The 21,508-nt window shown below is 54.7% G+C and carries 20 protein-coding genes and 1 pseudogene; 14 read left to right on the top strand and 7 right to left on the bottom strand.

The window, feature by feature from the left end; genetic code table 11:
- Positions 1-214: 214 nt before the first annotated feature.
- Positions 215-1,753: a NosD domain-containing protein gene (locus J2125_RS15425; RefSeq protein ID WP_209499507.1), complete on the top strand. Its 1,539-nt coding sequence runs from the start codon at positions 215-217 to the stop codon at positions 1,751-1,753.
- Between the two features lie 71 nt (positions 1,754-1,824).
- Positions 1,825-2,265 (top strand): YhbP family protein, encoded by a 441-nt coding sequence (locus J2125_RS15420; RefSeq protein ID WP_017800405.1) that lies wholly within the window; start codon positions 1,825-1,827, stop codon positions 2,263-2,265.
- A 66-nt stretch (positions 2,266-2,331) separates the two neighbouring features.
- Here J2125_RS15420 and cueO read toward each other — a convergent pair whose 3' ends face one another.
- The gene (cueO, locus tag J2125_RS15415) at positions 2,332-3,897 is read right to left on the bottom strand and encodes a multicopper oxidase CueO (protein WP_017800406.1); all 1,566 of its coding nucleotides are present in this window, start codon (positions 3,895-3,897) and stop codon (positions 2,332-2,334) included.
- Positions 3,898-4,092: 195 nt separating this feature from the next.
- Here cueO and J2125_RS15410 point away from each other — a divergent pair, with 195 nt between their 5' ends.
- From J2125_RS15410 to speD, 3 genes are all read left to right on the top strand, one after another.
- Positions 4,093-4,440: a YacC family pilotin-like protein gene (locus J2125_RS15410; RefSeq protein WP_017800407.1), complete on the top strand. Its 348-nt coding sequence runs from the start codon at positions 4,093-4,095 to the stop codon at positions 4,438-4,440.
- A 104-nt stretch (positions 4,441-4,544) separates the two neighbouring features.
- Positions 4,545-5,408: a polyamine aminopropyltransferase gene (speE, locus tag J2125_RS15405; RefSeq protein ID WP_017800408.1), complete on the top strand. Its 864-nt coding sequence runs from the start codon at positions 4,545-4,547 to the stop codon at positions 5,406-5,408.
- A gap of 28 nt (positions 5,409-5,436) precedes the next feature.
- Positions 5,437-6,246, top strand: a complete 810-nt coding sequence (gene speD, locus J2125_RS15400) for an adenosylmethionine decarboxylase (RefSeq protein ID WP_017800409.1) — start codon at positions 5,437-5,439, stop codon at positions 6,244-6,246.
- A gap of 97 nt (positions 6,247-6,343) precedes the next feature.
- On the opposite strand, the gene J2125_RS15395 is transcribed toward speD, so the two are convergent.
- From J2125_RS15395 to dtnK, 5 genes and pseudogenes are all read right to left on the bottom strand, one after another.
- Entirely contained in the window at positions 6,344-6,793 is a 450-nt protein-coding gene (locus J2125_RS15395) for a hypothetical protein (RefSeq protein WP_017800410.1), read from the bottom strand.
- Positions 6,790-7,495 (bottom strand): annotated as a pseudogene (locus tag J2125_RS15390) (hypothetical protein). The gene J2125_RS15395 and the pseudogene J2125_RS15390 overlap by 4 nt, the downstream one beginning before the upstream one ends.
- Before the next feature lie 135 nt (positions 7,496-7,630).
- Positions 7,631-8,392 (bottom strand): DeoR/GlpR family DNA-binding transcription regulator, encoded by a 762-nt coding sequence (locus J2125_RS15385; protein WP_017800412.1) that lies wholly within the window; start codon positions 8,390-8,392, stop codon positions 7,631-7,633.
- A gap of 6 nt (positions 8,393-8,398) precedes the next feature.
- Positions 8,399-9,379, bottom strand: coding sequence for a D-threonate 4-phosphate dehydrogenase (locus J2125_RS15380; protein WP_017800413.1), 981 nt, complete (start codon positions 9,377-9,379; stop codon positions 8,399-8,401).
- Positions 9,372-10,649 carry a D-threonate kinase gene (gene dtnK / locus J2125_RS15375; protein WP_017800414.1) on the bottom strand — a complete coding sequence of 426 codons (1,278 nt, stop codon included), beginning with the start codon at positions 10,647-10,649 and terminating at the stop codon, positions 9,372-9,374. The genes J2125_RS15380 and dtnK overlap by 8 nt, the downstream gene beginning before the upstream one ends.
- 223 nt (positions 10,650-10,872) lie before the next feature.
- Here dtnK and J2125_RS15370 point away from each other — a divergent pair, with 223 nt between their 5' ends.
- The 6 genes from J2125_RS15370 to J2125_RS15345 all read left to right on the top strand — a co-directional run bounded on the left by J2125_RS15370 (position 10,873) and on the right by J2125_RS15345 (position 16,761).
- Positions 10,873-12,024: an iron-containing alcohol dehydrogenase gene (locus J2125_RS15370; protein ID WP_017800415.1), complete on the top strand. Its 1,152-nt coding sequence runs from the start codon at positions 10,873-10,875 to the stop codon at positions 12,022-12,024.
- Between the two features lie 14 nt (positions 12,025-12,038).
- Positions 12,039-12,923: a dihydrodipicolinate synthase family protein gene (locus J2125_RS15365; protein ID WP_017800416.1), complete on the top strand. Its 885-nt coding sequence runs from the start codon at positions 12,039-12,041 to the stop codon at positions 12,921-12,923.
- Between the two features lie 86 nt (positions 12,924-13,009).
- Positions 13,010-14,431, top strand: coding sequence for a sodium:solute symporter family protein (locus J2125_RS15360; RefSeq protein ID WP_017800417.1), 1,422 nt, complete (start codon positions 13,010-13,012; stop codon positions 14,429-14,431).
- A gap of 1 nt (position 14,432) precedes the next feature.
- Positions 14,433-15,614, top strand: coding sequence for a sialidase family protein (locus tag J2125_RS15355; RefSeq protein ID WP_017800418.1), 1,182 nt, complete (start codon positions 14,433-14,435; stop codon positions 15,612-15,614).
- Positions 15,611-16,084 (top strand): NanQ anomerase/TabA/YiaL family protein, encoded by a 474-nt coding sequence (locus tag J2125_RS15350; RefSeq protein ID WP_017800419.1) that lies wholly within the window; start codon positions 15,611-15,613, stop codon positions 16,082-16,084. The genes J2125_RS15355 and J2125_RS15350 overlap by 4 nt, the downstream gene beginning before the upstream one ends.
- Entirely contained in the window at positions 16,084-16,761 is a 678-nt protein-coding gene (locus J2125_RS15345; protein ID WP_017800420.1) for an SDR family NAD(P)-dependent oxidoreductase, read from the top strand. Before J2125_RS15350 ends, J2125_RS15345 begins: the two co-directional genes overlap by 1 nt.
- Positions 16,762-16,791: 30 nt before the next feature.
- Here the strand turns inward: J2125_RS15345 and yacL are convergent, their stop codons facing one another.
- Positions 16,792-17,154, bottom strand: a complete 363-nt coding sequence (yacL, locus tag J2125_RS15340; RefSeq protein WP_017800421.1) for a protein YacL — start codon at positions 17,152-17,154, stop codon at positions 16,792-16,794.
- A 219-nt stretch (positions 17,155-17,373) separates the two neighbouring features.
- Between yacL and J2125_RS15335 the strand changes: the two genes are divergently transcribed.
- From J2125_RS15335 to J2125_RS15325, 3 genes are all read left to right on the top strand, one after another.
- Positions 17,374-18,288 (top strand): LysR family transcriptional regulator, encoded by a 915-nt coding sequence (locus tag J2125_RS15335; protein ID WP_017800422.1) that lies wholly within the window; start codon positions 17,374-17,376, stop codon positions 18,286-18,288.
- Between the two features lie 166 nt (positions 18,289-18,454).
- The gene (locus J2125_RS15330) at positions 18,455-19,882 is read left to right on the top strand and encodes a M20 family metallopeptidase (protein WP_017800423.1); all 1,428 of its coding nucleotides are present in this window, start codon (positions 18,455-18,457) and stop codon (positions 19,880-19,882) included.
- Between the two features lie 25 nt (positions 19,883-19,907).
- Positions 19,908-21,503: an ABC transporter substrate-binding protein gene (locus J2125_RS15325; protein WP_017800424.1), complete on the top strand. Its 1,596-nt coding sequence runs from the start codon at positions 19,908-19,910 to the stop codon at positions 21,501-21,503.
- The last annotated feature ends 5 nt before the right edge of the window (positions 21,504-21,508 follow it).

The following is a 21,508-nucleotide window of genomic DNA, read 5'->3' as shown; positions in this document are numbered from 1 at the left end:
ACCTGCAAATATCGCATCATAAACAGACTATTTTTATCCCACACTGATTATTACCCGACGTAATAATCAGTGTGGCATCTTGTCGTTATTAATAAAATAAAAAATATAAATACGCTCAATACTTCAAAGAAAAAATTATATCTCAACAGGTTAAAGGCACCAGGGGGCGTCCTTTACCTTGAATCACCGTAAGAAAAGTCAAGGTAGAATTAAAATGAAAAAAATATCTTTAGCGATACTGTTTTCCTGTCTGCTGCCAACTGTTATCTGTGCAGCAGAAAACAGCAGCCCGTCAGCGGAAATATTACAGGTCACCTCTTATGCCGATAATGGCAGCCAGGGTACGTTGCGCTGGGCATTAGAAAAAAACAATCAACACCCAGGACACTATCGCATTGAATTACATGCCATCGGCAACAAGCCGTATGTCATTAAACTGCAACAGCCGCTGCCTGCCATCCGCGGACCGGTAGAGATTATCAATACCGACTGGCGCAAAACCAGTGACTATATTGCGATTGACGGTTCCGGCTATATCAAACCGGTTGATCCACGAGCCTGCCCGGGCGCGGTTGCGGGCCAGTACGGCGCCAATGTGCGCACCACCAGCCTGCCAGGTCTGGTGTTGCGCGATACCGACCATGTGACGCTACAGGGGCTGGAAATCAGTAACTTTTGCATCGGGATCTTAATTAACCGCGCCAGTGATAACCTGCTGGAAGATAACCGTATTGTCGCGAACCATGGTGGCGCTGGCATTATGTTAACCGGCGATGATGGCAAAGGTAATTCCACCATCACAACCACACAAAGAAATAAAATCATCCGCAATACTTTTATTAATAATGGCGATGCAATGGAGGCCACTCGTGGCGCATCATTTAATCTGATTGCCGATAACTTTATTACTACCGATAAAAGTAATCAGGAACCCTCTCAGGGTATCGAGCTGTTGTGGGGGAACGATAATCAAATCATCCGTAACCACTTTGAAAATTACTCTGATGGTGTTCAGCTTAACTGGGGCAACCGCAACTATATTGCGGCCAATACCTTTACCAACTTGTCATCCGCCGTCACCTTAAGCGGCAGCGAAAATATCGTGGACGGCAATATTATGATCGGCAACCGGGTGGCGGTTTCGGTGCGTCCACAGGGCGAAGCGGGTAAAGATGGCAGCTTTGGTATTAACCGTATCACCGGTCCTTCGGATAACCGCATCAGTGAAAATATTATGGTCGATAACGGTAAAGATATTAAGCGCTGCTTTGCCGGTGGCAGTTGTGTCGAAGGTGAAGCTGGCGCGATTGTCTTTAACGTGCCGGGACTGGAACACGCCGCCTTTATTGGCAATCGTGGCGGCGGTATCAGTAATGACACCAGTCAGCTGGAAAAAATCTGCGCGATTGATGGTCAGAGCGCCGGTTGCGAATCGGTGCCGAATGAGGGCCAGACGGCTCCGCGTCTGAGCCAGGTCAGGCTGCATAACAGCGAGCTAAGCGTTGATGGTCAGGTCAATGGTGTGGCTAACACCCTGTACCGTATTGAATTCTTCTCAAATCGTCGTGCCAGTGAAGATGAGGCCGAAGACTTCCTCGGTTATCAGATGGTGCCGATCAATGCCAACGGCAAAGCCAGCTTCCACTACCTGCGGGCACTGCCCGCCGGTTTGCAGGTCGCCAATATTACCGCCACCGCCACCAATAATGACGGCGCAACTTCACCATTAAGTCACCCGGTGATGGTCCGGTAGCGACTTCACTTAAATCTGCGCCTGACGACAGCGTGCCATGCCGCTCAGGCGCATAAAACGGACGTTTACCTGTGCAAAATGTTAATCCGCTGGCGACGATCGGCGACTATTTGCAGCAGCAGCATGTGCTGACACTCTGTAGCGGCGAGCGCGATTCACTGTGGTGCGCCAGCTGCTTTTATGTTTTTGATCGGGACGAAGTGGCATTTCTGCTGATGAGCGCCAGCAGCACCGAGCATGGCGCATTGATGCAACAGCAGGCCCTGGTTGCCGGCACGGTCAGCGATCAGACTAAAACCGTGGCGCTGATCCGTGGCGTGCAGTATCAGGGAGAAGTCAGTTGCTTAAGCGGCGATGAAGCGCAGCGCGCCCGCACGCACTACCAGCGGCGTTTCCCGCTGGCAAAACTTATCACTACGCCAGTATGGAAAATCCGGATTAACCGGCTAAAAATGACCAATAACCGGCTGGGTTTTGGCAGAAAACTGCACTGGCTGCGCAACGTTACGTAGATGGGCGGCGAGAACGGCGCCCCTACGGATGGTGCAGCGGCGGCATTTTCGCCGCCCGCTCAGCCTTTAGTTAACGGTAAATCCCAGCATCATGCCGGTATCTTCATGCTCCAGCAGATGGCAGTGCGCCATATAAGCATTCTGCGCATCAGCAACATAGTTAAAGCGCACCAGCACTTCGCTGCGCCAGCCCTCAACGCGCACCATGTCTTTCCAGCCACTGCGGTGCGCTTCCGGCGCTTTACCGTTTTCCGACAGAATGCGGAACTGGGCGCCGTGAATATGGAACGGATGCAGCATGGCGTCGCCTTCACCGGAAATGGTCCACTTTTCATAATCGCCTAATCTGGCGGCAAACATCGGCTTGTCCATATCATAGGGCAGGCCGTTGATCTTATTGCCGTGATGGAAATCGTAACTTGCCGGGTCGCCAGCCATTGCACGGTGATCCATTGCGCCGTCGCCATCTTTATCGTCGTGCGCATCCATCGCCATCCCGGCCATCGCTTTATTGCCATACTTGCGCATCAGCGCCTGCATCCCGAGCTGGTCCAGTTGCGGATCCATCATCAGTTGCAGCCAGCGGTTAGTGATGCCTTCGCTGGCGGGCAGCGGCGGCAGATCGACCAGTTTGTCCGGCAGCTGACCACTGGCCTGAATCGCCAGCGGGATAACGTTTAACAGCGGCAGCGGCTGGTCAAACGGCATCAGCGTCATCCCCATCTGACGCACCGGCAGGGTCACCAGGTCAAACGCTTTGCCATCTTTGGTATCGACCAGCACTTCAAAGCGCTCACCTGGCATCATCGCCAGCTCCGTGACTTTAACCGGTTCAGCCAGCAGGCCGCCGTCGCTGGCAATCACATACAGCGGGCGATGATCGCTGGCCGCCAGTTTCAGGGAACGGGCGTTACAGCCATTCAGCAAGCGCAGACGCAGCCAGCCGCGCGGCACCGCCTGCTGCGGATACTGCACGCCGTTGGTTAACATCATATTGCCAAACCAGCCCACCGCCGCGCTGAGAATATCCAGCTGATAATCGATTTTACTGCCGTCGGCGCTAAGCTGTTTATCCTGTAAAATCAGCGGAATATCATCGACGCCCCACTGCTTCGGCAGCATCAGTTTTTCACTGTCGTTATCCTGCATAATCACCAGCCCCGCCAGCCCCTGCGCCACCTGATAGCCGGTTTCACCATGCTGATGAGGGTGGAACCAGCAGGTAGCCGCCGGCTGGTCGGGGGTAAAACTCACCGTGCGGCGCTGGCCCGGCTCAATGCGCGCCTGCGGTCCGCCATCCACTGCGCCGGGGATCTCCAGCCCGTGCCAGTGCAGGGTGGTGGCCTGCGGCAGCCGGTTGTCGATATTGACGCTAATCGGTTTGCCGCGCTCCAGCAGCAGCGCCGGCCCCAGCAGATTGCCGTTATAACCCCAGCTCGGCACTTGCTTGCCGTTCCAGGTTGAAAAACCACTCTGAGCGGTTAGCGTGACTTCGCCGCGCGGGTCGGCACTCAGCAGCTCGGGAATCGGCAGCATCGGACGGGTTGCGGCCATCAGCGAGCGGCTCCAGAGTGGTAACGCACCGGCAGCACTGAGCGCAGCGCTCAGCTTAATAAAATCACGGCGTAACATCATTGCATCCTTTACAGTAAAAGTTATTGCGCAGCTTAAACCCTCCCCCGGCGGTAAGGTCAAGTTCAATCAGATTCATCATGTTGGTGGAAACTGATGAAAATGGCTGTTGAAGGCAGTTTAAGCGGCAAAATTGTCTGAACCCGGAGTCTAACTGTGCTAACGTCAGGTTATAGCAACTTTGTGAGAAGAATTATGAAGAAAGGCATCAAGGCTCTGTTTCTGACCGGTCTGCTGGGTTTTTCCTGCTCCAGCTTTGCGCTGAGCGAATCAGAAGCGGAAGATCTTGCGGATCTGACCGCGGTATTTGTCTACCTGAAAAATGACTGTGGCTATCAGGATCTTCCCGATGCCCAGATTCGTAAAGCCCTGATGTTTTTTGCCCAGCAAAACCGTTGGGATTTAACCAATTACGCCAGTTACAACATGAAAGCGTTAGGCGAAGACAGCTACCGTGATTTGAGCGGTATTGCCATCGCGAATGATAAAAAGTGTAAGTCTCTCGCACGTGATTCCCTGAGCCTGCTGGCCTACGTAAAATAACCCACCGCGATTACTCCACTGCTGATAATTTGACCGTGCAACCACGGTCAGAGTTAGCTATTATGTGCCGCCCATTTTTCCTGGCTACTTTGAGGAGATCCTCCATGGCTCAAAATGAAATGTGGTATGAAACACTTCATGCCGGTTTCGGACAATATTTCACGGTTGATAAACAGCTGTATCGTGAAAAGACCGAACATCAGGATCTGATTATCTTTGAAAATGCTGCTCTGGGTCGCGTTATGGCGCTTGACGGCGTGGTACAAACCACCGAGCGCGATGAGTTTATCTACCACGAGATGATGACCCATGTGCCGCTACTGGCGCACGGCGCGGCGAAGAAAGTGCTGATTATTGGCGGCGGCGATGGCGCAATGCTGCGTGAAGTCAGCCGTCATCAATCGGTTGAGCAGATCACCATGGTGGAAATTGACGCCGGGGTGGTTACCTTCTGCAAACAGTATCTGCCAAACCACAGCGCCGGAGCCTATGAGGATCCGCGCTTTACGCTGGTAATAGATGATGGCGTTAACTTCGTTAATCAGTGCAGCGAAAAATTCGACGTTATTATCTCTGACTGTACCGACCCGATTGGTCCTGGCGAAAGTCTGTTTACCTCTGAATTTTACGCCGGATGCCACCGCAGCCTTAATCAGAATGGCATCTTCGTGGCGCAGAATGGCGTTTGTTTCCTGCAACAGGACGAAGCCATCAACAGTCACCGCAAGCTGGGTCACTACTTCAGTGATGTCAGCTTCTATCAGGCAGCGATCCCGACCTATTATGGCGGCATTATGACCTTTGCCTGGGCGAGTGATAATCCAGCTTTGCGCCAGCTTGATAGCGCAACCCTGCAGGCGCGTTTTGCTGCAGCGGGTATAACCTGCCGTTACTATAATCCGGCGATCCACACTGGCAGCTTTGCCCTGCCGCAATATCTGTTGAATGCACTGTCAGACGCAAGCTGACTGGGCATTTATAAGGGGGTGAACTAAATTGCAAAAGCTGAAACTACATGGCTTCAACAACCTGACAAAGAGCCTGAGTTTTTGTATCTATGATATTTGCTATGCGAATACCGCTGCGGAGCGCGACGGATACATTGCCTATATTGATGAGCAATACAACGCCAATCGTCTGACTGAAATCCTGAGCGAAACCTGCTCGATCATTGGCGCTAATGTGCTGAATATCGCCCGTCAGGATTACGAACCACAAGGGGCCAGCGTCACCATTCTGGTGAGCGAAGAGCCTATTGACCCGCGTGATATCGATAACTCGGAACATCCTGGTCCACTGCCGAACTCCGTGGTGGCCCATCTGGATAAGAGCCATATCTGCGTCCATACCTACCCGGAAAGTCACCCGGAAGGCGGACTCTGCACTTTCCGCGCCGATATCGAGGTCTCTACCTGCGGTGTCATCTCGCCGCTAAAAGCGCTGAACTACTTAATTCATCAACTGGAATCTGACATCGTCACTATCGACTATCGTGTGCGTGGCTTTACCCGTGACGTTAACGGCGTAAAACACTTTATTGATCACGAGATTAATTCGATTCAGAACTTTATGTCTGAAGATATGAAGTCGATGTACGACATGATGGATGTGAACGTTTATCAGGAGAATATCTTCCACACTAAGATGCTGCTGAAAGAGTTCGACTTAAAACACTACCTGTTTAACACCAAACCGGAAGATTTGCGCCCGCAAGAGCACAAACGCATTACCGATTTGTTGTGGAAAGAGATGCGTGAAATTTACTACGGCCGCAATATCCCTGCCGTGGGATTGAAAACGCTGTAACAGTGGGCGGCGAGAATGGCATCTAACTTTTTGGCTGATGTCCATTTCTCGCCGACCCAGGGGTTCTAAGCCGCAACCGCCGAAATTTCCAGGAAGATCATTTCAAATCGGTCAGAGGGTCCGTGTACGGGCTTCGATATATATCAACAAAAACTTCCTTTGAAGACATAAAGTTACCTATTGAAACAACATCATTACTCTCATAGCTTCGCCAGCATTCCGCCTCAATACTACATGTTTTTTGTGGTTCATATCCCTTAACTCTTAAGTAATTCCGGATCTCACTGCTGTCAGTGGCCCCTTGAAAATGAACTGAAAAAACAAGAGCTTCCGGACCGGTAATGTTAGTAAAATCAAAATTATAGTTGTCTGAAATCCTGGGCATTTGTTTCAGCAGTTCAGGCGTATAGAATTCGTACTTCAGCCAGTCCTGCTCGGTGTAAGATGCAGAGCCTGCAAACTCCAGCTTAAGAAACGTCCAGACAGCGGCCAGAATAATTCCGGCAACAAGAATTGCGCCAGTCCAAAATTTCGTGCGTTTTCTCATAGTCCCATCCTGCCGTTGCTGGCACCAATAATCGCAAACGTCCCGTTCTGCTGCGGCAGGATCACGTTACCGGACAGAAAATCATTGTAGGGTACAATCGTCCGCATGAACGGCGGCAGCAGCCCTTTACGTGGCCGTCAGTGGGGAAATTTTTCCGGATCCGGGAACAGCAGCGGCTGGAACGTCTCGTTTTTCCAGCTACCAATCTTGCCGTAATAGTCCCAGCGCTTCAGGGCTTCTTTCTTGCTGACCGGCCACAGCTGATTAAAGGGATTCTGAACTGACACCACACGGTAAAAAACCCAGCAGGTCTGAGACCAGATCCTCGCCGCCGAAACCGCTGTCAGTTACCAGGTTATTGGGAAACGATCCCTGAAACGCCTCAAACTTACGCGCCATGGTCATCATCATCGCCAGCGCGATGCTTTTCTGCTCCCAGTGAGGCCGCCCGCGCCGGTTGCGCCAGGTCATCACCTTGCCCGAACGTAACAACCCGTAAGGAGACGTCATCCCCTGAGCGTACGTCACATCATAGAACTCTGTTCCCGAAGCCTCTCCTCGGGTCATTCTGCTAAGTAAGTTACGAATATCAGAACCCTGTGCGTGGCCCAGATCCACCCAGCCAAGCACTTCGGTATAAATCAAACCCGTCGGTCGAGAAGCAGCATATTTGCCGTCGATAATTTCCGATCGTTTACTCATCCTGAGTGTTCCTTCCTGTGCTCATCTCACACGCAATTTACCATAACAACCGACAAGATAAAAAAGAGGATAATGGGGTCCGCCTGGTTAGCGCAGGGCTATTTCAGACTCAGCAGGGGGTTGTCTCTGGCTGCCTTACGCCGTCAGCATCAGCTGAAACGGCTGCCCGGTCAGTTCAGTGCGTACATCGGCTTCCAGATATTTATCGGTAATAATATCGGTCAGTCCCTGCAATGGCGACACGCAAAACAGTGACCAGGAGCCGTACTTACTGCTGTCAGCCAGCAACACGCGACGGCGCGAATTGACCAGCAGATCCTGCTTCAGCCCGGCTTTCTCCTCGGTCGGGGTAGTAATGCCCTTCTCCAGACTCCATGAGTTACAGCTGACAAAAGCGATATCCGGATAGACAGTGCGCAGAAAACGTCGGCCATGATCGCCAATACAGGACTGGCTGGAATCATCGATACGGCCACCGATAATCGTCACCTCAATCTGCTTAAACTCTGACAGAAACAGCGCAATATGCAGATCCGCGGTAATCACCCGCAGTTGCAGATGCGTCAGCTCGCGCGCCAGTTCCAGCATGGTGGTGCCAGCATCCAGCACCACCGAATCGCCAGATTTGACCAGACTTGCCGCCTGATGGGCGATCGCCTGCTTCTCGGCCAGATGACGCTGCGACTTCTCCTGAGTGGTCGGCTGGGCGGGGATAAAGCGATTCAGCGTTACACCGCCATGCGTGCGGCTAATCACGCCCTCCTGATCAAGCTTAATCAGGTCACGGCGAATGGTGGCTGGCGACGCTGAAATGGCGGCGACCAGCTGTTCAACAGTGACCAGATTATGACTTTTCAGATAGTCCATAATCTGATCGAGGCGGCTTTGTCCCTTCATATTTCCTTATGCCAGTTGCATCGCGAGTTGGATGGAAATCGCCATGCTCTCAGACTTCGCTTTACCTGTCCAGGCAATATCAAATGCCGTGCCATGGTCAGCAGAAGTGCGGATAAACGGCAGTCCGGCGGTGATATTCACCCCGTCATAGAAACCCAACAGCTTCAGCGGAATATGTCCCTGGTCGTGATACATCGCCACCACCATGTCATACATCCCTTCATAACACTGCAGATAGACGGTATCCGGCGGGCACGGACCATAAACATTGATGCCTTTGGCTTTCATCGCTTCGACGGCAGGTCCGACGATAGTGATCTCTTCATCGCCAAACAGGCCATTTTCACCGGCATGCGGATTTACGCCCGCCACCGCGATACGCGCATGGTCATAACCCACACGCTTCATAAAGGTATCCGCCATCGCAATGGTGGTTTCCACCCGCTCGCGTCCCAGCGTATCAAGGAACTTACGCAGTGCAATATGGGTGGTGACGTGGATCACTTTCAGTCGATCGGTATACAGCACCATGGCGTAATCTTTGCTGTCCGTCAGCTGCGCCAGCAGTTCGGTATGGCCCGGATAGATATGCCCGGCAGAGTGCAGCGCTTCCTTATTCAGTGGCGCCGTAGCGATAGCGTGCACCTCACCGGCCATTGCCAGCGCTGTGGCGCGTTTTATGCAGCGATATGCCAGATCACCCGCCTCGGACTGCACCACTCCCGGTTTTAACCCCTGCGGATCCACCAGCGGCTCGTCGATAATATTAATAATGCCTGGCGCAAAGTGCGCATCTGACACCTTATCCAGCACGCGTAATTCCACTTGCGGCGTAATATTCAGGCTCAGTATGCGACGCAGCGTAGTGGCGCATCCCACCACCACGGCCGGTGCGCCGGACAGCTCACCTTCGGCCAGTGACTTGATAATAATTTCCGGACCGATACCTGCCGGGTCGCCCATGGTAACCGCAATAATTTTACTCACTCGACTTCTCCTCAATAAAACGAATAACTTCTACCAGGGTGTTTTCATCACCAAAGCCACCGGCCTTGGTCATCACCAGCATGTGTTGATACCTGTTCAGCAGATGACCGTAAGGCACACAGCCCGCCACCTGCCCTTTAATCTGAAATCCGCTGGCGCCCAGCCGCCGCGCAATCGCCAGCGCCACATCCCCACCGGAAAGATAAAGCCCGGCTGGCTCGGCCTGCGGCAAAATCGCCGCGGTCAGCTCGCCGAGCTGCTGGCAAATTTGTTCACCTAATTGCTGACGTGAGATCTGATGCTGCTGGCACAGCGCCGCAATCGTATGGCGCTGATCTGCCTGCTGGCAGGTGCGGATAATGCAGTGCTCTCCCTGCTGAAGCGCCGTGATGGCCTGTTGCAGCCAGCTGCTGCTCTGCGGCCACGGCGGTTGCTGAAACAGCGCGGTGATATCGATATCCACCAGCGTCACAGAATGCTGGGTTTGCAGCCGCGCAATCTGCTGCCGGGCGATATCACTCATCGAACCCACCACCGCCAGCAGCGGCGCTGCGGGACGATCGGACAGCAAGGCGCCGAGCGCATCACTTAATCCGGCGGATCCGGCCAGCAGCGGTTTTTCCGCCAGCTGCGCGGCAGCGCGCATCAGGCGCTGAATATCGTGATCCGATTCGGCATCAACCACCAGTAAACGCGTGCCCTGATGCAGATGGTGTTGCAGCCGCTGCGCTAACGTATCGGAGCGCAGCTCATCAAGGCTCAGCACCGCGCCGCTCAGGTCACTTTGCGCCTGCAGCCGCGCCAGTACGCTGGCGTCGCCTACCGGGGTTTTCGGGTCACTGGCAAATTCGGTGGCGGTCAGCAATTGTCCGTCGATCAGGCAATAGCCGCCGCGCGTGGTGCGGCCCAGCTTAGGAACCGCAGGCGCTATTAACGCCAGCTGTCTGCCGCTGGCCAGCAGCGCCGCTTCAATCTCCGCTCCCGGATTACCGCGCAGGGTGGAGTCGATTTTTTTAAAAATCCAGCCATCACGCACTCTCTCCACGCCAGCCGCCATTGCCTGACGGGTGCGTTCGGCAGCCTGAGGCGCACTCAGCGCCCGGCTGTCGGTGCTGATTACCCAGACATCAGCCTCGGCGCTGTTTAGCGCGCTGTTGCAGTCAAACAGTACATTGACCCGCGCACCGGCCCTTGCCAGCCCGCTGCCGGCGTCATTCGCGCCGGTAAAATCATCGGCAATCACCCATACCGGGGTTTTCCACTGCGTCATCTGTTCTCCATCAGGGTTGAAAGATTGCGGTAGTCATCATGCCACACAACCCGATAATGATTATATTCAATCACGATTGATTATATGTGAGCAAGATCAAATTAATCAAAATCAATTTGTCTTATAAAATTAGCCAGCAGTTGTGACAGCCGTCGCGTTGAAATGACGAATTACAATCACCAGCGATTCCAGCAAGCGATCGCCAGGAGAAAAGGCAGAAATAATGAATATCAACAGCACCCTTATCAGCGGCTACCAGGCGCTTAACGACATTGGCTATCTGCTGCAGGACAAGCAGAGCGTATTGCTGGTCAGCGATAAAAATATTGTGGCGATCCCGGCAGTACAACAGCTTATTGCGCAAGTGAAGTCGCATGTCGGCAGCCTGAAAATTATCGACAGCGTGCCGCCGGAACCAAGCCAGCACGACGTCGCGGCCATTCTGGCGCCGCTGGAGACGCAAGGTATTGATATGGTGATTGGCATTGGCGGCGGCAGCGTGCTGGACGTCGCCAAGCTGCTGTCGGTGCTGTGTGTGGATAACGCGCCAACGCTGGATGCCCTGCTGGCCGGTGACAAGCCGCTGACGCGCACCACCACTCTGCTGATCCCGACCACCGCCGGAACGGGCTCCGAAGCGACGCCGAACGCGATTCTGGCGATCCCGGAAAAAGAGACCAAGGTAGGCATTATTTCGCCAGTGATGTTACCGGATTTTGTCGCGCTGGTGCCGGAACTGACCACCAGCATGCCCGCCCATATCGCGTCTTCTACCGGCATTGATGCGCTCTGCCATCTGATTGAGTGCTTTACCGCAACTGTCTCGAATCCGGTCAGTGATAACTACGCGCTAATCGGTATGAGAAAGCTGTTTGCCAGCCTTGAAACCACCCTTGCCGAACCGGCAAACCTTAGCGCCCGTCTCGATATGTTGTGGGCCTCTTACTACGGCGGCGCAGCGATTGCCCATGCCGGCACCCATCTGGTTCACGCCATGTCCTATCCGCTGGGCGGCAAATACCATATCCCGCACGGCGTGGCGAACGCCATTCTGCTGGCGCCCTGCATGCGCTTTGTGCGCCCGGCGGCAGTGAGCAAATTTGCTCAGGCATACGACCTGCTGCCCGATGCGAATCCTTCACTGACGGAAGAGGCGAAATCGCACGCGCTGGTCGACTACTTCGCCGCGCTGGTTAAACGCCTGAAACTGCCCGCCAGCCTTGATGAGCTGGGGATCAATGCTGACCACCTGCCCTACCTGGTGGAAGCTGCGCTGGATGTGCAGCGCCTGATGAAAAATGTTCCGGCAGCGGTCAGCGCCAGTGATGTACGCGATATCTACCTGACGCTGTTTCCGACACTCAATCACGAATAAATTCCGAGGATAAGATGAGCAAAAAAATTGACGGCGTACTCACCGCCATTGTCACCGCCTTTGACCGCGACGGCGCGTATAACGCCAGCGCGATGCGCCAGCAGATCCAGCGTCAGCTAAAAGCCGGTAATGGCATCTTCTGCGGCGGGACTAACGGCGAATTCTTTGTGCTGAACGAGCAGGAGAAGCTGGCAGTGACCGAAACCTGCGTTGATGAAGTGGCGGGCAGCGCAAATGTGGTCGCCCATATCGGCGAGATCTCGACGCGTGAAACCATTCGTCTTGGCAGGCAGGTAGCAAAACTGGGTGTGGATGCGGTTTCGGTTATCACGCCCTATTTTGTGCCGCTAAAACAGGAAGAGCTGATTGCGCACTATCGCGCTGTGGCCGACGCCCTTGAGGTGCCGCTATTCCTCTACAACATCCCGGCGCGCACCGGCAATACCCTGCAACCGGACACCGTGCGCACGCTGGCGGCGCATCCGAATATCATCGGCATCAAAGACAGCGCCGGGAGCTATGAAAGCCTGAGCGGCTTTTTAAAGGCAGCCGAAGGCATCGACAACTTTAACGTGCTGAATGGGCCGGATTCGCTGATTCATCAGGGCTTTGTCGATGGCTGTTCCGCCTGTATTTCCGGGCTGGCCAACGTGGCGCCTGACGAAATTAACGCTATCTGGGCGCACTTTAACGCCGGTGATATCGAAGCCTCGCATAAAGCCCAGCAAAACGTCACCGGCCTGCGTACCGATCTGTACAGCGTCGCCTTCTCTCCGGCAGCGGTGAAAAAAGCGCTGGCGCTGATGGGCCATGATGTCGGCGACAGCCGCTATGCGGTGCAGTTCAGCGCAGAAGACGAACAACGCATTCGTCAGATCGTGAACCAGTACCTGCAATAAAAAAATTTAATAAAACCATTTCCGATTTGCTGAAGCGGGTGTTGCCTTACACACCCAGGGTTCATTACGTCTGTTAAGAGGCTGAAATGAAAGAATTTACCGCTGAAGATACGCTAATTATTATCGGCATCGTCATAGCGTACATCCTGTTTACCACCTGGTTAACCTACCGGTTAAGAAGTAAAAGCTCAGGCGATTTTATGGAAGGCTCGCGTGCGATGCCGGCCTTTATTGTCGGAGTGATGTTAATGTCAGAATATATCGGCGCAAAATCCACTATCGGTACCGCACAGGCGGCATTTGAAGATGGTTTCGCCGCTTCCTGGTCGGTAATTGGCGCGGCGATTGGTTTCCCCATCTTTGGCCTGTTGCTGGTTAAACGCATCTACAACACCGGGAAAATCACTATTTCTGGTGCGATTGCCGAGAAATATGGTAACTCCACTAAAAATATTATCTCGCTAATTATGATTTACGCCCTGCTACTGGTTAACGTGGGTAACTATGTCAGCGGCGCGGCGGCCATTTCAACAGTACTAAAAGTGAACCTGCCGGTAGCGGCGTTTATTACCGCGGTCGTCAGTACCTTCTACTTCGCCTTTGGCGGCATGAAAGGGATGGCCTGGGTTACGCTGCTACACAGTGGCATCAAGTATTTTGGCGTACTGGTGATCCTTGGTGTGGCGCTGCATATGACCGGCGGTATTACCCCAATGGTGCAAAATATGCCGGACTTCTACTGGACATGGGACGGCAATATCGGCGCCAGCACCATTTTTGCCTGGCTGATTGGCACCATTGGATCCATCTTCTGTACCCAGTTTGTCATTCAGGCGATCTCTTCCACCAAAGATGCCAAATCGGCCAAACGCGCCACCTGGGTCGCTTTCCTGTTCTGTCTGCCCATTGCGATTGCCATCGCGATTATCGGTGTGGCGGCGAAATACCTGCATCCGGAGATCAACAGCCTGTATGCATTACCGGTGTTCCTGCAGGATATGAACCCATGGCTGGCGGGGATTGTCACCACCTCACTGGTGGCATCGATCTTCGTCAGTGTCAGTACCGTCGCGCTGGCGATTGCCTCGCTGATTGTTAAAGACTTCTATGTGCCTTATCGCAACCCAACGCCAGAGCGCGAATTTAAAATGACGCGCTGGTTATCACTGGCGATTGGTTTCGCGCCACTGATTTTCGTGCTGTTCGTGCCGGAAGTGCTGAAGCTGTCATTCTTTACCCGCGCCATTCGCCTGTCGATTTCAGTCGTGGCAATGATTGCCTTCTACCTGCCGTTCTTTAAGAGCGCGCGCGGCGCGAATGCAGGGCTGATTGGCGCCTGTGTGGTGACCTCGGTCTGGTATATGTTGGGCGATCCGTTTGGCATCAACAACATGTATGTCGCGCTGGTGACCCCGGCGGTGATCATGTTAATCGACCGTCTGATCCCGACGCGCGCAGAAAAACAGAGCAAAAAAACCAAACCCCAAATTCAGAAAAGTGGAGCCTGATATGACTATGGAAACTGTCGCCGTTGAACGCACTGGCCTGCTAACCGGTAATCAACAACAGCTAAGCGCGATGCTGCCTTCGGCCTGCCCGCAGAACCATGCCGCTAATCTGTTACCGTTACCGGACGGCGATCTGCTCTGTACATGGTTTGCCGGTACTCAGGAAGGTATTGCTGATATCTCCATCTACTGCTCGCGGCTGGAAAAAGGCAGTGAGCGCTGGTCTGCCGCGGAAAAGCTGTCGGAAGATCCGACCCGCTCCGAACAGAACCCGGTGCTGTTCCTCGATCCGGATGATATTTTGTGGCTGCTGTATACCGCGCAGAAATCGGGCAATCAGGATACCGCGATTGTGCGCTACCGCCAGTCGCGCGATTTTGGTCGCAGCTGGGGAGCTATCGAAACGCTGCTCGATCAGCCGGGCACCTTTATCCGTCAGCCAGTGGTGGTTTTAAATAACGGCGACTGGCTGCTGCCGGTGTTCTACTGCCGCACCACGCCGGGCGAGAAATGGGTCGGTAACCATGATGTCAGCGCGGTAAAAATCTCCAGCGATAAAGGCAAAAGCTGGCGCGATGTGGCGGTGCCGGAAAGTACCGGCTGTGTGCACATGAATATCACCCTGCTGAAGGATGGCTCGCTGCTGGCGTTGTACCGCAGCCGCTGGGCGGACTTTATCTATCAGAGCCGTTCAACCGATGGCGGCAACAGCTGGTCTGCGCCACAGGCAACGGAACTGCCCAACAATAACTCGTCAATTCAGGTGACAACACTGCACAACGGCCATCTGGCGCTGGTGTTTAACAAGATGAGCGCCGCCGATGCCACTGAACGCCGCGCCTCGCTGTATGACGAAATTGAAGATGAGGACGACGATGTGGCGGTAGCGCTGGAGCCAAAAGCACATACCGGCCGCAGCGCATTCTGGGGCGCGCCGCGTGCGCCTATGACGCTGGCGATCTCTACCGATGGCGGCAAAAGCTGGCCGCAGCAGCGCAATCTGGATGAGGGCGATGGCTACTGCATGACCAACAACTCACAGCAGAAACTGAATCGCGAATTCTCCTATCCCAGCATTAAGCAGGGCATTAACGGCGAACTGCATATTGCTTACACCTATTTCCGTCAGGCAATTAAATATGTGCGCGTCAACGAGGCGTGGCTGACAGGAGATAAAGCATGATCGCCGGTAATCTTAATGCACTGACGCTGGCGACCCTGCCAGCTTCACTCTGGTCGCTGTTGTCACAACCGCAATACAGTCTGGCGGCGTTGCAGGCCCATGATGACGGCAAAATCCAGCCGCCAGGCGCTGACTGGTTCTGCCATATTGGCGCGGCGCAGACCGCGCCCGCAGCGACGCGTCATACTGAGTTTCATCGCCACTATTTAGATATTCAGGTGCTGCTGGCAGGCGAGGAGATCATTAATTTCTCCTGCCTGGATGCCCGTCAGCAGCAGGCGGAAGAGCGCAAGCCGGATCTGTTTATCCTCGCCAGTCCGCAGCTGACACAAGCGATACATCTGCGCGCCGGTGATTTTGTCACCTTCTATCCCGGCGAGGCGCATCAGGCGTTGTGCGCCGCAGGTAAACCCGCACAGGTACGCAAAGCGGTATTTAAAATTCCGCTGGCGATGCTGGAGGCGCAGTGATGAAGCGTCATGCGCTGGTAACCGGCGCCAGTTCCGGGATAGGCGCCGCGATAACGCAAACGTTATTGCAGGAGGGCTGGGCGGTGACCGGACTCAGCCGCACCCTTGTCAGCGACGATAATCCGGCGTTTCAATCGCTCCCGGTTGATCTGTTTGACACTGCGGCGCTGAAGCAGGCGCTAAGCAGTCTGTCGCCGGTGGATGCGGTGATTCATGCTGCGGGGATGATGAAAGCAGCGCCTCTCGGTGAACTGGATGAAACCATCAGTGAACAGCTGTGGCAGCTGCATATTCGTGTGGCGGAGGTGCTGGCCAATCAGCTGGCACCACAACTGCCTGCGGGCGGCCGCATTGTGCTGCTCGGCAGTCGCACCTCGACCGGCGCCGCCGGTCGCAGCCAGTACGTCACCACTAAATCCGCGATGAGAGGGATGATCAGAAGCTGGGCGGCGGAGCTGGCCGGACGCGGCATAACGGTCAATATCGTCGCGCCAGGCGCGACCGAGACGCCAATGCTGAAACAACCGGGACGCGAAAGCTCACCGCCGAAGTTGCCGCCGATTGGGCGTTTTATTCAGCCACAGGAGGTGGCCGGACTGGTGAATTATCTGCTGTCACCACTGGCCGGGGCAATTACCGGTCAGGAGCTGGTGATTTGCGGCGGTGCATCGTTGTGAATTTTGCGGACGGGTTCAATCCCGTCCCGATTATTTTCCCTGTAAAAACAGTCGGTAGGCGGCGATCACCGCGAGAAAATCCTCCACACCGCAGAATGACAGACTCTCTTCATCGTAATAGCTCATGCCCTCTTCCATACCGTCATCTTCGATATTCAGCTGATTGGCGCGGATAATAATCTCCTCATCATCCATCCACAAACTGTACTCATGACCGACATGTTGCCACTGGCGCTCACTGCCTTTAATCGCTTGCACCGCCGCTTCAACATCGTCCAGCAGCGTGAGATTCTCTTTTACTTCTTCATTAAACCAGTGCCCCACAACTTCATGGCCCATCGACATACGTACCTTCACCCCGCCGGTGAGATCACGTAAAAATTCATATTCCATTGTACTTTCCTCTGCCAGCCAGACGGCCTTGTCACGCACTATAAAAGTGCAGTTTCTGCACTGCGCGCGTGGTGAATAGATGCTTACCGGCATTATCGCAGGCTGAGAGGCGAAAAAAAGAGATTTCAGGACCATTTAACAGTGTGGCGCGATTTTTGCGTGATCTTCTGTCGATCAGCTGAACTCCCCTTCCTTTTCGTCCAGACCGAGGCTTTTGTTATGGAACTGAAATGGTTCGAAGATTTTCTCAGTGTCACGCGTTGCTACAGCTTTACTCGCGCTGCGGATGAGCGTCATGTTACCCAGTCCGCACTGAGCCGGCGTATCCGCCAGCTTGAGGAGTGGCTTGGCGTGCCGCTGTTTGACCGTAAAACCTATCCGGTGACGCTGACGCCTGAAGGGCAGGCGTTCCTCGCCACCGCCAGTGAAACAGTGTTTGCCATGTCACACCTGCGTAACGATATGCATCAGCGTTATACGCGCCGGACCTCGGTGATGCGTTTTGCGATGCTGAATACGCTGTCGCTGACCTTTTTCCCCGACTGGATCAAACAGATTAGTCAGCATCAGCAGCTGAGCTATATTCGCCTGTGCGATCAAAAACCGACCTTTGTGGAGCACATTACGCTGCTGCACAGCGATGAAACCGATTTTCTGCTGACCTACGCCCATGATTCTGTCTCGCTGATCCAGCAACTCGCCCGCTACCCGATGCTGCGGCTGGGTACCGAACGCGCTATAGCAGTGTGTCGTCCCGACAGTGACGGTAAACCGCTCTATCCTGTCGGTCTTGATCAGCAGCCGATTCCCTATCTCAGCTATGGCCACCACTCCTTCTTTGCCCATGCGCTGGCGGAGATGTTTAGCCGCAAGCCGCTGCCGCTGGCGCCAATCTATGAAAACAGCATGTCGATTAACCTGAAAGCGATGGTGCTGTCGGGCAGCGGCGTCGCCTGGCTGCCGGAAAGTCTGATCCATGAAGAGTTAAGCCGCGGCATGCTGGTGCGCGCCGGCGATCGCCACTGGGATATGCCGCTGGATATCCGTCTGTATCGTCAGCCACACCTGCGCAATCATCAGGCGGAAGCCTTCTGGCTGAGCGCCAAAGGAGAAACCGCCGTTTCGGCAGCGTGATAATCCTGACAAAGGCGGCGATAACGCCGCCCGTAAATCCAGACACCAAACTATGCATTTTTGGAATGGGACAGGCGAAATGCTCATTGGTATTTTGCCGCCACCCACGCGCATTCTGAATGTCCTGGGCCGCGCACGCGCCTGACAACGATTTCTGGGGACAGTCATGCAAAACAAAGAGTTAGTCTGGAAGCTGGTGGATGAACATAAAACCGAATTCTGTGATCTGAGCGACCGCGTCTGGGGTATGCCGGAGATCTGTTATACCGAATACCGCTCCGTGGCCGAACATACCGCGATGCTGAAACAGCAGGGTTTCCGCGTGACTGAGAATATCGCCGGCATCCCGACGGCGGTTATCGGCGAAGCCGGTGAAGGCGGCCCGATTATTGCCATTCTCGGCGAATATGATGCCCTGCCTGGCCTGAGCCAGGAGTCCGGTGTCGCTTATCCCTCCCCGCTGCCAGGCAATGGCCAGGGGCACGGCTGCGGTCATAACCTGTTAGGTTCTGCCGCTATGCTGGCCGCGACCGCGCTGAAAGAGTGGCTGGCCGCGACCGGCACGCCTGGCCGCGTACGCTACTACGGCTGTCCGGCCGAAGAAGGCGGCGCAGCGAAATCCTTTATGGCGCGCGCAGGCGCTTTCGATAACGTTGATGTGGCGATTACCTGGCACCCCAGCGCCCATCACGAAGTGGCAAAACCGCAATCCCTCGCCAACACTCGCATGGACTTCTTCTTTACCGGTCGCTCTTCGCATGCCGCCGCATCGCCACACCTGGGCCGCAGCGCACTGGATGCCGCTGAGCTGATGAATGTCGGCGTTCAGTTCCTGCGTGAGCATGTACCGCAGGATTCGCGGATCCACTACGCGATGCTCGATTCCGGCGGTATCGCGCCAAACGTGGTGCAGGCGAAAGCTGCAGTGCGTTACGCCATCCGTTCACGCGATGTGCATGCGATGTTCGATCTGAATGAGCGCGTCAAACGCGTGGCGCAGGGCGCGGCGATGATGACCGATACCCAGGTCGAGATCAGCATTATGAGCGCCGTCTCCAACCTGCTGGGCAACCGCCCGCTGGAAGAGGCGATGCAGCGTAACCTGGAACAGCTGGGCACCGTGAAGTTTGATGACGCCGACCTGGCGTTTGCCGCCGAGATTCAGGCGACGCTCAGCGCGGAAGAGATCGCCAGCGATATCCGCAAAACCGGCATGAAACGCGCCACGCCAAAGCCGCTCAGCGACTTTATTATCCCGCTTGATACCCAGGGTGAAGTGATGATGGGTTCCACCGACGTTGGCGATGTCAGCTGGGTGATCCCAACAGTGCAGGCTCATGTTCCGACCATGGCGATTGCCACGCCGGGCCACTCCTGGCAGCTGACCGCACAGGGCAAAATGCCGGCCGCGCACAAAGGTCTGACCCACGTTGCCAAAGTGATGGCCTCCACCGCCATTGATGTGCTGACCGATAAAGTGCTGCTGGCGCAGGTGAAAAAAGCCCATTACGAGCAGGTCAGTGAAACCCCTTATAAATGCCCGATCCCGGCGGAAGTGAAACCACCGGTGCAACCGCGTCCGACTGAACTCTGATTCTTTTATCCTCTGGAGCATAATAATGACCAAACTGAATGCAATTGCCGCCGCACTGGTTTTGGCGGGCACTTTTAGCGCGGCCAGTCAGGCCGCAACACCGCCCGATTCACTGGTAATGGCGTGGAATATCGACGCCATCAGCACCTGGGATCCGGCGCAAATTGGTGAAGTGGTCACCAATGAAATCTATACCAACACCTGCGATACGCTGGTGGATTTTGACGTCAAAGATGAGAAAAAAGTGGTGCCGAATATGGCGCAGAGCTGGGATGTTTCTGCCGACCGGAAAACCATTACCTTTCATCTGCAAAAGAACATGAAGTTTGCCGATGGTTCCCCGGCAACGGCGGGCGATCTGGCGTGGTCACTGCAGCGGGTGGTTAAACTCGGCTATGGCAACGCGGCGGCGATTAAAGAGTACGGTTTTACTAAAGAGAACGTCGACCAGACAATTACCGCGCCGGATAACAACACACTGGTGCTGACCTTCGATAAAGCCTATCCCACCAACCTGGTGCTTCAGGCGATTGCCGCCAATAACGTCTCCTCACTGGTCGATCGCAAACTGCTGGAGAAACAGGCGGTAGATGGCGACTTCGGCCATAAATATCTCTCCACCCATACCGCCTGCGTCGGACCGTATCAGCTGGCGCGCTGGAACGCCGGTGAGGGCGTGGTATTACAGTCAACGCCCAACTACTGGGGCGAGCAGCCACATCTGAAACGCATTCTGATCCGTCATGTGGCGGAAACCGGCACCCAGCGCCTGCTGCTGACGCAGGGCGATGTCGATATTGCCCGCGACCTGTCAGCAGACGATCTGAAAACGCTGGATGAAGGCGGCAAGGTTAAGGTGGAAAAAACCCTGAAACCGCAGCTGTTCTTCTGGAGCTTTAACAACGAAGACCCGATTTTCAAAAATGAAAAAGTACGTCTGGCAATGCGCTACCTGATCGATTACGACGGCCTGGCGAACAGCGTCATGCCGTACCTCGGCGTGCCGCGCGCCAGCTTTGCGCAACTCGGCGCTTTCGGCGCGCTGGACGCCAAAGAGGGTCAGCCGTTTAAACTCGATCTGGCCAAAGCTAAACAGCTGCTGACCGAAGCCGGTTACCCGAATGGTTTCACCTCCACTGTGTTTTTCGGCACCCTGCCGCACTCAGCGCCTATCGCCCAGAGCATCCAGCAGAACGCCGCCAAAATCGGGGTCACACTGAAGCTGGAGCGGATGGCTAATGCCCAGCTGTTCAGCCGCGCACGCGGTCGTGAATTCCAGAGCGTGATGATGGCATGGCAAACCTCGGTGCCGGATGCCTACGGCAACGCCTCGCGGCTGGTGTTTAACCCGGACAACAGCAAAGAAGCGCGTGCCACGCAGTATCCAAGCTGGCGCGCCGCTTACTACGACGAGCAGATGAATAAAGCCGTTGAAGCCGCGCTGCTGGAGCCGGACGACAGCAAACGCACCGCCATGTACGCCGATCTGCAACGTGAAGTGATGCAGAAAGGACCGATGGCCATCATGTTCCAGATGTACAACACCGCCGGCATCAGCCCGACAGTGAAAAACTGGACCTGGAATGGCTTCCGCGTCTGGTACAACGCCGCGAGCAAATAACGGAG

Origin of the sequence: Winslowiella toletana (genome assembly GCF_017875465.1) — a bacterium.
GTDB classification, from domain to species: domain Bacteria; phylum Pseudomonadota; class Gammaproteobacteria; order Enterobacterales; family Enterobacteriaceae; genus Erwinia; species Erwinia toletana.
The sequence above is the reverse complement of the archived record's forward strand: the minus strand, read 5'-3'. Positions and strand labels throughout refer to the sequence as shown.